At 46.4% G+C, this 13954-nt stretch carries 13 protein-coding genes; 10 read left to right on the top strand and 3 right to left on the bottom strand.

Annotation, left to right across the window (positions count from 1 at the left end; all coding sequences use genetic code 11):
- Nucleotides 1–17: 17 nt before the first annotated feature.
- The 7 genes from puuR (at nucleotide 18) to gabT (ending at nucleotide 8180) form a co-directional block, all read left to right on the top strand.
- A complete protein-coding gene (puuR, locus tag L3V23_RS06405; RefSeq protein ID WP_042481409.1) occupies nucleotides 18–575 on the top strand; it encodes an HTH-type transcriptional regulator PuuR in 558 nt (185 codons plus the stop codon).
- Between the two features lie 35 nt (nucleotides 576–610).
- Nucleotides 611–2095: an aldehyde dehydrogenase gene (locus tag L3V23_RS06400; RefSeq protein WP_237292057.1), complete on the top strand. Its 1485-nt coding sequence runs from the start codon at nucleotides 611–613 to the stop codon at nucleotides 2093–2095.
- Between the two features lie 37 nt (nucleotides 2096–2132).
- Nucleotides 2133–3410, top strand: coding sequence for an FAD-binding oxidoreductase (locus L3V23_RS06395; protein WP_042481404.1), 1278 nt, complete (start codon nucleotides 2133–2135; stop codon nucleotides 3408–3410).
- Nucleotides 3411–3428: 18 nt separating this feature from the next.
- Nucleotides 3429–4295: an N-carbamoylputrescine amidase gene (gene aguB, locus L3V23_RS06390; protein ID WP_102965743.1), complete on the top strand. Its 867-nt coding sequence runs from the start codon at nucleotides 3429–3431 to the stop codon at nucleotides 4293–4295.
- Between the two features lie 12 nt (nucleotides 4296–4307).
- Entirely contained in the window at nucleotides 4308–5390 is a 1083-nt protein-coding gene (aguA, locus tag L3V23_RS06385) for an agmatine deiminase (RefSeq protein WP_237292056.1), read from the top strand.
- A 69-nt stretch (nucleotides 5391–5459) separates the two neighbouring features.
- Nucleotides 5460–6887, top strand: a complete 1428-nt coding sequence (locus tag L3V23_RS06380; RefSeq protein WP_237292055.1) for an NAD-dependent succinate-semialdehyde dehydrogenase — start codon at nucleotides 5460–5462, stop codon at nucleotides 6885–6887.
- 15 nt (nucleotides 6888–6902) lie between these two features.
- Complete coding sequence (gene gabT / locus L3V23_RS06375; protein WP_042481393.1) at nucleotides 6903–8180, top strand: 4-aminobutyrate--2-oxoglutarate transaminase; 1278 nt, start codon at nucleotides 6903–6905, stop codon at nucleotides 8178–8180.
- Between the two features lie 114 nt (nucleotides 8181–8294).
- Here the strand turns inward: gabT and L3V23_RS06370 are convergent, their stop codons facing one another.
- Nucleotides 8295–8855, bottom strand: a complete 561-nt coding sequence (locus L3V23_RS06370) for an isochorismatase family protein (protein WP_237292054.1) — start codon at nucleotides 8853–8855, stop codon at nucleotides 8295–8297.
- A 216-nt stretch (nucleotides 8856–9071) separates the two neighbouring features.
- On the opposite strand from L3V23_RS06370, the gene L3V23_RS06365 reads away from it, so the two are divergent.
- A complete protein-coding gene (locus L3V23_RS06365; RefSeq protein ID WP_237292053.1) occupies nucleotides 9072–9860 on the top strand; it encodes a helix-turn-helix transcriptional regulator in 789 nt (262 codons plus the stop codon).
- A gap of 4 nt (nucleotides 9861–9864) precedes the next feature.
- On the opposite strand, the gene L3V23_RS06360 is transcribed toward L3V23_RS06365, so the two are convergent.
- Together L3V23_RS06360 and L3V23_RS06355 are read right to left on the bottom strand one after the other, a co-directional pair.
- Nucleotides 9865–10518 carry a glutathione S-transferase gene (locus L3V23_RS06360; protein WP_042481365.1) on the bottom strand — a complete coding sequence of 218 codons (654 nt, stop codon included), beginning with the start codon at nucleotides 10516–10518 and terminating at the stop codon, nucleotides 9865–9867.
- 110 nt (nucleotides 10519–10628) lie between these two features.
- Nucleotides 10629–11558, bottom strand: a complete 930-nt coding sequence (locus tag L3V23_RS06355; protein ID WP_237292052.1) for a M14 family metallocarboxypeptidase — start codon at nucleotides 11556–11558, stop codon at nucleotides 10629–10631.
- Nucleotides 11559–11679: 121 nt separating this feature from the next.
- Here L3V23_RS06355 and L3V23_RS06350 point away from each other — a divergent pair, with 121 nt between their 5' ends.
- Both L3V23_RS06350 and rlmC read left to right on the top strand, forming a co-directional pair.
- Complete coding sequence (locus L3V23_RS06350; protein WP_102965756.1) at nucleotides 11680–12588, top strand: DUF808 domain-containing protein; 909 nt, start codon at nucleotides 11680–11682, stop codon at nucleotides 12586–12588.
- A 143-nt stretch (nucleotides 12589–12731) separates the two neighbouring features.
- Nucleotides 12732–13865, top strand: a complete 1134-nt coding sequence (gene rlmC / locus L3V23_RS06345) for a 23S rRNA (uracil(747)-C(5))-methyltransferase RlmC (protein ID WP_237292051.1) — start codon at nucleotides 12732–12734, stop codon at nucleotides 13863–13865.
- Nucleotides 13866–13954: the final 89 nt, after the last annotated feature.

Here is a 13954-nt window from a genome sequence, read left to right as displayed (position 1 = left end):
TTTGGAGCTGCATATTGATGGACAATTTGGAGATTGGAAAAACTATTGTTCAGTTGCGTAAAAAGCATGAATTGTCACAAAGGGAACTCGCTGAAAGAGCTGGCATAACACACAGTGCTATCTCTTCTATCGAGAATGGCAAAGTGAGCCCGTCGGTGAGCTCGTTGCAAAAGATCGTCAATGTTTTTTCTTTATCTCTTTCGGAGTTTTTCATGATTGAACAATCTCCGAAAAATGAAGCGAAGGTTGTTATTCCATCTGAGGAACTGGTTGAAATGGGCAGTGAGTCTGTCTCGATGAAACTAGTGACCAATGGCAAAAAAGATCAGGTGATTGGATTCCTGATTGAAGAGTACGCACCTTTTGGAACGACAGGTGCGAGAGAAATCGAACACGAAGGCGAAGAGATAGGCACGGTTTTAGAGGGACAAATCACTCTGGAATACAAAGGCAAATCTCACGTTATCAAAGCTGGCGAGTCGTACGTTATTGATACGAACGAGCCGCATAGATTTACTAATCACACAGACAAGGCTTGTCGAATGATAAGTGCGCATACGCCAACCACTTTCTAAGTGGCGCTTGCCTTGTGTGATCACAAGGAGAGCGTATGAAAACCCAAGAGCAATGGATTGAGTTAAAAGATAATCTAAACATTGAAAACCGGGCCTATATTAACGGTGAATACAGCGCCGCGCTGAGCGGGCAGACGATTCCCGTAGTAAACCCAGCAACAGACGAAATCATTACAGAAATCGCTCGTTGCCAAAGTGAAGATGTCGATCTTGCGGTATCATACGCTCGACGAATTTTTCAATCAGGTCAGTGGAGTGAAAGCAGTCCTTCTTATCGAAAAGCAGTACTGAATCAGTTCGCTAACCTGATTGAACAAAACCGTGAAGAGCTAGCACTACTTGAAACGCTCGACACCGGTAAACCTATCTCCCACAGTTTTTCTACCGATATTCCAGGTGCTGCTAATTCACTGCGCTGGTACGCGGAAGCGATCGATAAAGTGTACGGTGAAGTCGCACCGACAGAAAAAGACGTACACGCTTTTATTTCCCATCAACCGATTGGTGTTATTGCTGCTGTTGTTCCGTGGAACTTCCCTCTATGGATTGCATGTTGGAAGCTTGGCCCAGCATTGGCTGCGGGTAACAGCGTTATTCTAAAGCCTTCAGAAAAATCTTCTTTAACCGCGATTTTCCTTGGTCAGCTTGCGGCTCAGGCAGGCATGCCTAACGGTGTGTTCCAAGTGATTACTGGCTTCGGTCATGAAGCAGGTGATGCCTTAGCAAAACACCACGATGTAGATTGCATCGCCTTTACCGGTTCAACACGGATTGCTGGTCAGTTGATGGTCAGTTCAGGTCAAAGCAACCTGAAACGCGTCTTCGCGGAAGCTGGTGGTAAGAACGCCAATATCGTTTTTGAAGATTGCGACGATTTAGACCGCGCAGCAGCAGAAACGGCTTCTGGTTGTTTTTATAACCAAGGTGAAGTGTGTGTTGCCGCGACTCGTTTGCTGGTTCATGAGAGCATCAAAGATCAGTTCATCGAAAAAGTGATTGCAGCAGCAAAAGCGTTCACGCCTAAAGATCCTATGAATCCAACATCATCGATGGGCGCGCTTATCGACCAAGACCACAAAGCGAAAGTACTGGAATACATTTCACTAGGTCAGGCTGAAGGCGCAACGCTGCGTTGTGGTGGTGATGTTGAAGGTCAAGGCGCGTTTGTTGAACCAACCATTTTGGACAACGTCAGTAACAAAATGCGTGTTGCTCAGGAAGAGATTTTTGGTCCTGTACTTTGCGTCATTCCATTTAAGGATGAAGCTGAAGCTATCGAGATTGCCAACGATTCTAAATACGGCTTAGGTGCCGCATTGTGGAGCAGCAACATCAATCGAGTACACCGTGTTGCCAAGCAGCTACAAGCTGGCTCCGTTTGGGTCAATAACTACAACGAAGGGGATATGACTGTCCCGTTTGGTGGATTCAAAATGAGCGGTAACGGCCGTGATAAATCACTCCACGCTCTGGAAAAATTCACTGAAACCAAAACCACTTGGATTCGTCTCCACGGTTAAGCCCACCGACGATTACGATAAATAAAGGAATATGATTATGAACAAGCATACGGACTCGTATTACGCTGATTCTGTGCCAAATATGCCAGATTACCCTCAACTTCAAGACAACATTGAATGTGACATCTGTATTGTCGGTGCCGGTTTCTCAGGGCTTTCTTCCGCGATTCATCTGGCGGAAAAAGGGTTTAAAGTCGTCGTTCTAGAAAGTGCCAAAGTTGGATTTGGAGCAACTGGCCGTAACGGTGGACAGATCGTCAATAGCTACAGCCGAGATGTTGATGTGATTGAAAGCCGTTATGGTCAAACCCAAGGCAAAGCTTTGTGTGAAATGATCTTCGAAGGTGGCGATATCATCCGTGGCCTCATCGATAAATACAATATCGAGTGTGATTTCAAACAAGGTGGCCTGTTCACCGCTCTCAACAATAAGCAGTTAAAAGGGCTTGAAGAACACAAGCGCAACTGGGAGCGCTACGGTAACGACCAACTTACTCTGCTGGATGCAAAAGAAATCGAGCAAACCGTAGGTACAAAAGTCTATACCGGTGGTCTTTTGGATATGCGTGGCGGTCATATTCACCCGCTTAAACTGGCGTTAGGTGAGGCTGCGGCGTTCATGTCACTGGGTGGTCAGATTTTTGAACAGTCAGCGGTATTGTCGATTGAGAAAGGTGCTAACCCAGTTGTGAAAACAGCGTTGGGCAGCGTTAAAAGCAAGTACCTTGTGCTGGCTGGCAATGCTTATCTTGGTGGTTTGGCACCGAATATCAGTAACAAAGCGATTCCATGTGGTACTCAGGTAATTACAACGGAACCTCTGTCTGACGAGCAGCTGCAACAAGTATTAACCAGCGGTTACTGTGTTGAAGATTGCAACTACTTATTGGACTACTTCCGTCTGACGGCAGATAACCGTCTGTTATTCGGTGGTGGCGTGGTTTACGGCGCTCGCGACCCAGAAAATATCGAAGCGTTGATCCGTCCGAAGATGGAAAAAGTCTTCCCGCAACTGAAAGGCATCAAAGTCGATTACACATGGACAGGGAACTTCTTGCTGACCTATTCACGCATGCCTCAGTTTGGCTCGTTCGCAGACAACATTTATTACCTGCAAGGTTACAGCGGTCATGGTGTTACCTGTACACACCTAGCGGGCAAATTGCTGGCAGAAACATTAACGGGCCATGCGGAACGTTTTGATGCTTTCGCTGCGCTAAAACATTACTCATTCCCAGGCGGTCGCCATTTCCAAGTTCCATTTACAGCGATCGGTGCGGCTTACTACAACTTACGTGACAAATTGGCAATTTAAGAGATAAGGAACATCGAAATGAGCAGAGTCGTTAAATTTGCAGCTATTCAGCTATCTAAAAGCTGGGATCTGGAAGATAACCTCAATAAAGCGAAAAAAGCCATTCGTGAAGCGGCACAAAACGGAGCGAATGTTATTCTTCCTCAGGAACTGTTCGCTGCCCCTTACTTCTGCAAAAAGCAGGAAGCAAAATATTTCGAATTGGCGGAAGAAACAGAAAACTGTCGTCTAATCAAAGAAATGAGTGCGTTAGCTAAAGAGCTTAACGTAGTGATTCCGGTTAGCTATTTCGAGCGTTCTGGTAACAACTTCTTCAACTCATTAGTCATGATTGATGCTGACGGTACAGTGATGGACAACTACCGTAAGTCACACATTCCTGATGGTCCGGGTTACAGCGAAAAATACTACTTCAGCCCTGGCGACACAGGTTTCCGTGTATGGCAAACCAAGTTCGGCAAATTTGGCGTGGGTATCTGTTGGGACCAATGGTTCCCAGAGCTGGCTCGTAGCCTAGCATTGCATGGTGCAGAAGCGATTTTCTATCCAACAGCAATTGGTTCTGAACCTCAAGACCCTACATTGGATTCACGTGACCACTGGCAACGCACAATGCAAGGTCACTCAGCTGCGAACCTAGTGCCTGTTATTGCTTCAAACCGTGTAGGTACAGAAGTGGATGATGGCATTGAAACTACTTTCTACGGCTCTTCTTTCATTACCGACCACACAGGTGGAAAGATTGCAGAAGCGCCACGCGAAGGCGAAACCATCATCTACGCAGAGATCGATTTAGATGCGACAGCGAAAGCTCGTCATGCTTGGGGCTTATTCCGCGACCGCCGTCCAGACCTTTACACGAGCGTTGGCAAACTAACCGTTTAAAGGGGCGTTAAGATGAAGTTGTCAACAACTCCGGTGCAAGATGGCTTCTATTTTCCGGCTGAATTTCAGCCGGTCAGTGAAGTGTGGTTAGCTTGGCCAGAACGCCGTGATAACTGGCGTGAAGACGCTAAGCCAGCGCAAGAAACCTTTGCCAACATTGCTAATGCTATCTCTCAAGTGGCAAAAGTTCGTGTGGCGGTATGCTCTGGCAGTTATGACCGCGCACGTGAAATGCTAGATTCAGAGGTTCGCTTAGTGGACATTCCATTTAACGATGCTTGGATGCGAGATATAGGCCCGACGGTTGTCATCAATGATAAGGGTGAGCGCCGAGGCATAAGCTGGAAATTCAACGCTTGGGGTGGTGAATACAATGGGCTTTATGATAACTGGCAACAAGACGATTTGGTGGCAGCTTCAGTCTGCGACATTATCGGCATTGATCATTATCAAGCGCCGTTTGTATTGGAAGGTGGCTCAATCCATACCGATGGTGAAGGAACACTTTACACCACCGAAGAGTGTTTGCTGAGTCCAGGACGCAACCCTCATCTGAGTAAGTCAGAGATTGAAGCGCTACTGAAACAGTATCTGGCGGTTGAGAAAGTCATTTGGGTACCGAATGGCCTGTTTAATGATGAAACTGACGGACATGTTGATAACCTCATGCACGTCATTGCGCCAGCGAAAGTGGTGCTAAGTTGGACAGATGATCCAAGCGATCCACAATACGATTTGTCTCGCGAAGCAGAAGCTGTTCTGAAATCTGAAACTGATGCGAAAGGTCGAGCGATAGAAATCGTGAAGTTACCACTGCCGGGACCACTACACTATAGTGAGAACGAAGTGAGCGGGATTGATGTGAGTTCTGGTATGAATCGCAGCGCAGGAGAAAGGCTAAGCGCTTCATACGCGAATTTTCTTATCGTCAATAATCATGTGTTTTTGCCACTGCTTGATAAAAATACAGACGCACAAGCGATAGAGATTTTGAGCGCGGCGATGCCGAACCATCAGATTATCGGTATTCCGTCCAGAGAGGTTCTTTTGGGCGGCGGGAACATCCACTGCATCACTCAGCAGATCCCAGCGTAATTTAAAGCTGTGTTGTTCAGTCGGTGAAACCTTCTGAGCAACGCAGCAAAGTCATCATAAGGATTGACCATGCAACAGATACAAAACAAAAGCCTTCTTTCGTTTATGGTGTCGAATGAAGCGGAAGGGATAGCGGTGACTAACCCAGCCACTGGCGAAGTCATTGGCTATGCTCCGGTGTCAGCAGAAAGCGACATTCTTAATGGCATTGAAAGAGCGAGTGTCGCTCAGAAAGAGTGGGCGGCGATGCCAGCCAAAGCGCGCTCGGCGTTGCTACAAAAATGGAATCAACTGATTCTGGATAACAAGCAAGATCTTGGTCGTCTTATGACGCTTGAGCAAGGTAAGCCGTTGGCGGAAGCTCAAGGTGAAGTGGTATATGGCGCGAGCTTTATCGAATGGTTTGCCGAAGAAGCAAAACGCACTTACGGCGAAACGATTCCAGCCCCAAGTAAAGACAAACGCTTAGTGACCATCAAGCAACCTATTGGTGTTGCCTGTGCAATTACGCCGTGGAACTTCCCAATTGCGATGATCACTCGTAAAGCAGGCCCAGCTTTGGCGGCAGGTTGTAGTTTTATCGTTAAGCCTTCTGAATCAACCCCTCTTTCTGCATTTGCAGTGGCAGAGTTGGCTTATCAGGCTGGCATTCCTCGCGATGTGTTGCAGGTGGTTCTGGGTGAAACCTCTCGTCAAGTGGGCGGTATTTTCACAACACATCCTCTGATTCGTAAGCTTTCGTTCACCGGCTCTACTCAGGTCGGCAGTATTCTCATGCAGCAAAGCGCTGCGGATATCAAACGTACCTCCATGGAGCTGGGCGGCAACGCGCCTTTCATCGTGTTTGATGATGCGGATATTGATGCCGCGGTCACCGGCGCGATTGCATCTAAGTTCCGCAACGCGGGTCAAACCTGCGTGTGTGCTAACCGCTTCTATGTTCACAGCAAAGTGTATGACGAGTTCGTCACTAAGTTTGATGCTGCGGTACAGAAACTTAAAGTCGGTAACGGCTTGGAAGCTGGCGTGAACATTGGCCCAGTGATCAGTGAATCGGCAAAACAGAATATCCAAGCACTGATTGATGGAGCCATTGAACAAGGCGCGAAACCTGTGTCTGAATTGTACCAGTTAGATGGTCTGTTCATGCAACCTGTAGTGCTGAAAGACGTGACACACGATATGAAGATCGTCTCGCAAGAAATTTTTGGACCAGTTGCGCCTGTGATTCGTTTTGAGAACGACGAACAACTGATCGAAATGGCGAATGACACTATCTACGGCTTGGCTTCTTACTTCTACAGTCAAAACATTCACCGTGTATGGAAGATTGCCGAAGCGCTTGAGTACGGCATGGTGGGCATCAACGAAGGTTTAATCTCTACTGAAGTCGCACCATTTGGTGGTGTGAAACAATCTGGTATCGGACGTGAAGGCGCGAAGCAAGGCATCGATGAATACATGGATGTGAAATACCTGTGCTTTGGCGGAAACTAATTTAAGGACGAAAAAATGACAAACCAACAACTACACCAAAGAAGAAGTCAGGTCATTGCTCAAGGGATGGGCGCTCTGTATCCCCTATACGTAGAAAAAGCTGAAAATGCCTATGTATGGGATGTGGAAGGCAACAAGTACATCGATTTTGCAGCCGGTATCGCAGTAACGAATACAGGACATGCCAACAAACGTATCAGTGAAGCGGTGAAAGCTCAGCTAGATAACTTCTCCCATACCTGCGCGATGGTCACGCCTTATGCTTCATTTGTTGAGCTAGCAGAAAAGCTGACCGAGTTGGCTCCGGGTGATACTAAGAAAAAAGCCATCTTCTTAACTACAGGTGCAGAAGCGGTAGAGAACGCAGTGAAAGTGGCACGTGCGCATACTGGTCGTAGCGGCGTCATCGCGTTTAAAGGTGGTTTCCACGGTCGTACACATATGACAATGGGCTTAACAGGAAAAATTGCACCTTACAAGGTGGGCTTTGGTCCTTTCCCGAGTGAAATTTTCCATGCGCCTTATCCTAACGCTTTCCACGGTATCAGTGTCGAGCAGAGCCTTCAGGCGCTAGAAGATCTGTTTGCATGTGATATCGAACCTGCACGCGTCGCAGCGATCATTTTTGAACCAGTGCAAGGCGAGGGCGGTTTCTACCAAGCGCCAAGAGAATTTGCGCAAGGTCTGCGTAAACTCTGTGACAAACACGGTATCGTTCTGATTGCTGATGAAATCCAAACGGGTTTTGCTCGCACAGGTAAAATGTTTGCAACGGAATACTTGGGCATCGAACCGGATCTGATGACCATGGCGAAAGGTATTGCTGGCGGTTTCCCAATCTCAGCAGTAGTCGGTAAAGCTGATGTGATGGATTCAGCCTTACCGGGCGGCCTTGGCGGTACTTATGCAGGTTCACCACTAGGTTGTGTAGCTGGCTTAGAAGTGCTGAAAATCATCGAAGAAGAAGATTTGTGTACCAAAGCAATGAGCATTGGTGAAGTGGTAAACGCTCGCATGAGCAAGCTACAGCAGTCTGTACCTGCGATTGGTGAAATACGTACCACGGGCGCGATGATGGCGATTGAGTTTACGGACCCACAATCAGGCGCTCCTTTGCAAGATGTCACCAAAGCGGTGATCAGCAAAGCTCAAGAGAATGGCCTGATCCTGCTTTCTTGTGGTGTTAAAGCGAACGTGATTCGTCTGCTACCGCCGTTGACTATTGAGTTCGATGTGCTTAATGAAGGTTTGGATAAGCTAGAAAAAATCATTCTAGAAGTGGTTAACGCTTAATAAGCTCTCACTCAGACCTTATTAGCAAAAGAGCCTGCGAGTTGGTGAAATCACTCGCAGGCTCTTTTATTTAGGAGATACCCCTATCAGAAACATGCTAATCCGTAGCGCGATTTAGCTCAGCACTTCTTCGTGGGTTTTAAGCGAAATAACACCTTCGGTCGGCGTTAAGTTAGACCAAATGAAGTTATGGAATTTGATGATGTCACTTGCGCTCATTTCCAGTTTGTCAGCCGTTGTATGAGAATCGGAAATAACCACTATATTGAAGTCTTCTACCAGCGCGGCGTGAATGGTTGCGTTAACACAGAAATCAGTCGCTAACCCTGTGATATACAGGGTTCCGACATTTAATGAGTCTAAAAGCTCTTTCAAATTTGTCTTATAGAAAGCGCCATTAACGGTTTTCTCGACGGTGTAATCTGCATCACTGATGACAAGCTCTCTGACGATTTCAAAATCATCTGTACCCGGCAATAAGTAGTTTTCTTTAATACCGTTATGCTGAATGAAAATAACGGGTAAGTTTTTGGCGCGGAAAGCATGAGAAAGCTTATTGATTCTTGAAATAACGCCTTCTCTGTCGTGTCTTGGTGTGTGGAAACAGCCTATCTGCATATCAATGATCAACAGGGCTTCGTTGCTCCCATCCCCTTTCGTTGTCGAGTCCGTCATGTCACTGTAATCCTTTACTTTCAGCCAAATGAAGGTCGCATTATAACCACTAAACTTTTGGCTATGCAGCCAAAATGAAGCCGATAGAGGCTATTTCTTCATTTATCTACGCTAGGGTTTTGATATCTGCTTTCATCTCGTTTAAAGTCTTTAACCTGATAAATATCGTTAAAAAGACATAGTCCATTAGGAACATAGATCGACAAGGAAAGCATAGTGAAAAAACAGGCGAGAAATCTTCATCCTTCTCTAGCAATTGCTAAGGCGCCTTCAGACGTATTCATGAACTTCGAAGCGTTTTTGTCGAACACTGAAACGCGTGTACACAGCCACGCTTGGGGGCAGGTTCAGTTAATCGCTGGTGGTATATTGGAAATGGAAGCGGAAGACACCCGTTTTCTTGCTCCACCTCATCTCGCGATTTGGGTTCCAGCAGGCACTCGACACAAGAGTTTTAACCGTAAGCCTCTGGATTATTGTTCCATCAATATTTCAGCCGAAATGACACACTCTTTTCCGACCAAAACAAGCTTAATTAAAGTTACCCCAATTGTGACAGCGATTATTGATGACTTCCGCATGCGCGAAATCGGTGTAGCGGAAAGTGTCGAAGACAAACGTCTGTTACAGGTATTGATTGATCAGCTTGCGACACGCGAGATGCAGCAGCACTTTTTGCCGTCCAGCCACCACAAATATTTGGCACCGATTTTAGCGGCGGTAGAAGAAAACCCGACCGATAACACCAGCTTGCAGCAGTGGGCTGAGCGAGTACACACTACCGAGCGAACGCTCGCCAGATATTGTCAGGCAGAACTCGGCATGAGCTTTACTGAGTGGCGCTTGCGTGTTCGCTATCTGCACTCAATGGACTTACTCCGAAGTGGACACTCGGTCAAAGAGGTCGCCTTAACCTTGGGATACAACCAAGCCAGCCCGTTTATTGCCATGTTTAAAAAATACTCCGGCCAAACGCCGGAGCAGTATAAGAACCGTTTGATGTAACTGGCTATTCGCTGAGTTTTTTCATCGCCTTTTGATAGCTTTCTACTTTTTCAACTTGCTCTATGTACTTCTTAATGTGGTGGTAAGGAGACATATCACAACGTGCTGTTGCAAGTTGCAGAGCTAGGACCATCTGGAAATCTGCGCCAGAGAGTTCATCGCCAGCAAACCATTTGTTGTTTGACAGATGCTTATCAACCAGTTTGAGTTGCGGAATAATTCTTGGGTCGATGAAGTATTGGTTTAACGCCTGCACAAACTTTTTAATCACAGGTTTAATAAAGAACGGCATTGGTTTATCGACCGCTTTTGATAAAACCAGTCGCATTACCAACAAAGGCATCATTGAGCCTTCAGCAAAGTGTAACCAGTAACGGTAATCTAACAGAGCTTTAGGATCTTTAGGTCTGAACTGTTGCTCGGTGTCGTAGGTATCAATCAGATATTCGATGATTGCGCCAGATTCAGCAATTACCAGTTCTCCATCGGTAATGACCGGCGATTTACCCAGCGGATCGATTTGCTTGAGTGACTCTGGTGCGCCGTAGGTTTTAGGGTCGCGTTGGTAAACTTTAATTTCGTAAGGAAGATTTAACGCTTCTAATAACCACGCAATGCGATTAGAGCGGGACTGAACGAGATGGTGCAGGATAATCATAAAGGCCTCTGACGTTACTTATTGATTTATCCTGCTAGTCTCACCAATCGCTAAGCATAGGTCAATTTAAAATACGCTATACATTGGCGAGAGTTATATAAGATGTGCGGTTATTGGTTAGCTAGCTGACGAATCACATAATCCAGAGCCCCAACTACTGCAGCAACCTGAGCATCGTTACATTCTTCATCAGTGACTTTCGGGCTATCAGGGTAGACTTCCGTTGTTGTGCCGTATTGGCAATTGGTAACACCACCACATAGGCCAAGTTTCTTCATTGGGTAAAGAATCACACCGTGTTGAACCACATCTGAACCGATAATCTGTCCGTTCGCGTCTGCTGGCGCAATGTGTGTTACTTTCGCAACAGATTCAATAACTGCCGCTTGGAATTCCAGCTGAGGCAATTCAGTGTCGCCAACGGTGTAAAAACCGTCTGGAATGCTGTCGGCTTCGTAGTCGATGCCATCGCGAGCGGCTAAAGCAGGGCGAAACTCGGTTTCATCTGTGTCTGTTGTTTCATGCAAATCAATGTGAACTAAAACTTCTTGAGGCAGGCTTGCTACCAATGCCATTAGGTTTGCTGACTCTTCTGCTGGGCTGTCAGCATAGAACGAACGGTTTGGATCAATCGCATTAGGGTTCCAGCGGTTGATGGTTTCGTATCCCCAAGGGCTGACGCAAGGCGCAGCAATAATGTTGAAGTGCTGCTTGTAGCGTTTAGCTTCGTTTGCCATAAACTTAAGTGCGCCATGTACACCGCTAGTTTCGTAGCCGTGAACACCGCCAGTAATCAACATGGTTGGTTTGTTCGCTTGCCAGCTTTTGCTTTTGATTGAGAACAGCGGGTAGCGCTCTTTGTCATAAGACAAAGCACCGTATTGCTCCACAACAAATTCGTTTTCTAACGCTTTAATTTTGGGCACAACTTCTTGCTGATATTCGCGTTTGATGGTTGTTGTCGCTCGCCATTGTAGGCGTTCAGCCTCTCCCCATTTTTGACCAGGGGTTCCGATTGGGTAAGCTTGTGAATTGTTCATTACTTTCCTTGGAATAATTATTCTCATGCCATGGGATGAGCGTTATTAAAGATGTTTCATCATTTCTGACAGGCTGCTATGTTACCTCTTGTTTTATACAAACCCAAAAAGAGAATGTCATATGGCTGGAGCTAGCTTACTCACTTTATTAGACGACATCGCAACCGTACTCGACGATGTTGCTGTGATGTCGAAAGTGGCAGCAAAGAAAACCGCAGGTGTGCTGGGGGATGACTTAGCACTGAACGCTCAACAAGTGTCTGGTGTAGCCGCAGAGCGCGAAATTCCAGTGGTCTGGTCGGTGGCGAAAGGGTCGTTTCGTAATAAGCTGATCTTAGTACCTGCTGCATTGGTGATCAGTTCATTTGTTCCTTGGCTTATTATGCCTTTACTGCTGCTCGGTGGTTTGTTTCTTTGCTTTGAAGGCGCAGAAAAAGTGCTGGAGAAACTGTTTCATTCCGCACCAAAGAAAGAACCAGAAGAGGCGATGGCGGAGTTGCAACAAGTAAGCATTGAAGAATATGAAAAAAGCAAAATCAGTGGCGCGATTCGTACCGATTTTATTCTGTCTGCTGAAATTATCGTGATTGCTTTGGGCACGGTTCAAGGCAAAGAAATGATGACGCAAATTATCGTCGTGAGTTTAATTGCGATGGTCATGACCGCAGGTGTGTATGGTTTGGTGGCTGGCATTGTAAAGCTGGATGATCTCGGTTTTTATCTTGAGAGAAAATCCAAAGGCGAAGGCTTAATGGCAAAGCTGGGTGGTGTGCTGGTTGCTTTCGCGCCTAAACTGATGAAAGGCCTGACTGTGGTTGGCACTGCCGCGATGTTTTTAGTCGGTGGCGGTATCGTTGTGCACAACGTGCCGTTTATTCATCATTGGGTTGAGCCTATTATTATGAAACTGCCTGACCTAACTTTAGTCAATGCGCTGGTTCCGACGTTACTGAATGGAGCCATTGGTGTGGCAGCAGGTTTAATTGTTGTCGCGGTTATGGAAATCATCCATAAGGTGCGAGGTAAATAAGCCTATGTGCAGCTTCAGTTTGCAGCGTTAGGCTAGGCTGGTTTGGCTCGTGGCGACGCATGAGTATTTAGGTGAAATATTTATTTGGCGATTTGTCGCTAGGCGAATAGACTAGCGCTTTTCGAAATTTGGTGACCACTGCTATGCAATGCGAGTTCTTTACTCAGCAACTATGTACTTCATGCACGAACTGCGCTCAGCCTTATCAACAACAGGTTTCTGTAAAAGATGCCGAATTGAAAACGCTGTTGGCTGAGCTTAATCCAGAGCAGTGGTTGTCCCCTGTCACTAGCAGTGAAACCCGATTCAGAAATAAAGCAAAAATGGTTGTGCTTGGCGCAGCTCATGCGCCAATTTTGGGTATCGAAAATACGCTCAATGGTGAACCTCTTTCTTTAACGCATTGTCCTTTGTATCCGCAAGATATGCAGGATTTACTGGCGTATCTGCAAAACTGGATTCGCACTTCGGGCATCCCACCGTACAACAAAATCAAAAAGAAAGGTGAACTGAAATTCATCTTGCTAACTCGCAGTGAACATGGTGGTAAGTTCATGTTGCGTTTTGTTGCGCGTAGTAAAGAGGTGTTGCCTCGTATTACCAACAATCTGCCTCGATTACTTGAAGATTTTCCTGCTATCGAAGTGGTTTCAGTCAACATTCAGCCAGTACACATGGCGCGTTTGGAAGGTGATGAAGAGATCTTTTTGACCGAGCAAGAGTATCTGATTGAGCGCTTCAACGATGTGCCACTGGTTATTCGACCTAAGAGCTTTTTCCAGACCAACCCGAAAGTCGCACAGGCGCTATACGCGACGGCTAGAGATTGGGTAAGAGAAGTTTCGCCAAGCAAAATGTGGGATCTGTTCTGTGGTGTGGGCGGATTTGCGCTGCATTGTTCAACACCAACAACGGAAGTGATTGGTATTGAGATTGAGCCGGAAGCCATTGCCAGCGCAAAACGATCTGCGCAGGAGATGAGTATCGATAACCTGAGTTTTGCCGCGTTAGATTCCGCCCAGTTCTCTCACTCACAAAATTCAGCGCCGGATCTTGTGCTGGTCAATCCACCACGCAGGGGCCTTGGTAGCAGTTTGACGGACCAACTGGAAGCGCTTGCGCCAAAGCATATTGTTTACTCAAGCTGTAATCCTCACACCATGAATGAAGACGTGAAGAACTTACCAAGCTACAAAGTGGTGAAAGTTCAGTGGTTTGATATGTTCCCACATACCAACCATGCCGAAGTGTTAGCGCTTTTAGAAAGATTAAGCTAGTCAGTTGGAGTTAACATCGCCGCGTATGTTTGCTTTTCGACTGACAGAAACTGCGATAGATTGAGCAAAGTCTGGCTATCATTGATAGA

This window comes from Vibrio sp. A1-b2 (assembly GCF_021726015.1).
Lineage (GTDB): Bacteria > Pseudomonadota > Gammaproteobacteria > Enterobacterales > Vibrionaceae > Vibrio > Vibrio diazotrophicus.
This window is presented reverse-complemented; position numbering and strand designations above follow the sequence as displayed.

What these genes read in the sequence shown, in the direction of transcription:
- aguA (WP_237292056.1), top strand. Translation starts at nt 4,308, where the DNA reads ATGAAGTTGTCAACAACTCCGGTGCAAGATGGCTTCTATTTTCCGGCT.
- L3V23_RS06360 (WP_042481365.1), bottom strand. Translation starts at nt 10,518, where the DNA reads ATGATTATCCTGCACCATCTCGTTCAGTCCCGCTCTAATCGCATTGCG.
- L3V23_RS06355 (WP_237292052.1), bottom strand. Translation starts at nt 11,558, where the DNA reads ATGAACAATTCACAAGCTTACCCAATCGGAACCCCTGGTCAAAAATGG.
- L3V23_RS06400 (WP_237292057.1), top strand. Translation starts at nt 611, where the DNA reads ATGAAAACCCAAGAGCAATGGATTGAGTTAAAAGATAATCTAAACATT.
- L3V23_RS06350 (WP_102965756.1), top strand. Translation starts at nt 11,680, where the DNA reads ATGGCTGGAGCTAGCTTACTCACTTTATTAGACGACATCGCAACCGTA.
- gabT (WP_042481393.1), top strand. Translation starts at nt 6,903, where the DNA reads ATGACAAACCAACAACTACACCAAAGAAGAAGTCAGGTCATTGCTCAA.
- L3V23_RS06395 (WP_042481404.1), top strand. Translation starts at nt 2,133, where the DNA reads ATGAACAAGCATACGGACTCGTATTACGCTGATTCTGTGCCAAATATG.
- puuR (WP_042481409.1), top strand. Translation starts at nt 18, where the DNA reads ATGGACAATTTGGAGATTGGAAAAACTATTGTTCAGTTGCGTAAAAAG.
- rlmC (WP_237292051.1), top strand. Translation starts at nt 12,732, where the DNA reads ATGCAATGCGAGTTCTTTACTCAGCAACTATGTACTTCATGCACGAAC.
- aguB (WP_102965743.1), top strand. Translation starts at nt 3,429, where the DNA reads ATGAGCAGAGTCGTTAAATTTGCAGCTATTCAGCTATCTAAAAGCTGG.
- L3V23_RS06370 (WP_237292054.1), bottom strand. Translation starts at nt 8,855, where the DNA reads ATGACGGACTCGACAACGAAAGGGGATGGGAGCAACGAAGCCCTGTTG.
- L3V23_RS06380 (WP_237292055.1), top strand. Translation starts at nt 5,460, where the DNA reads ATGCAACAGATACAAAACAAAAGCCTTCTTTCGTTTATGGTGTCGAAT.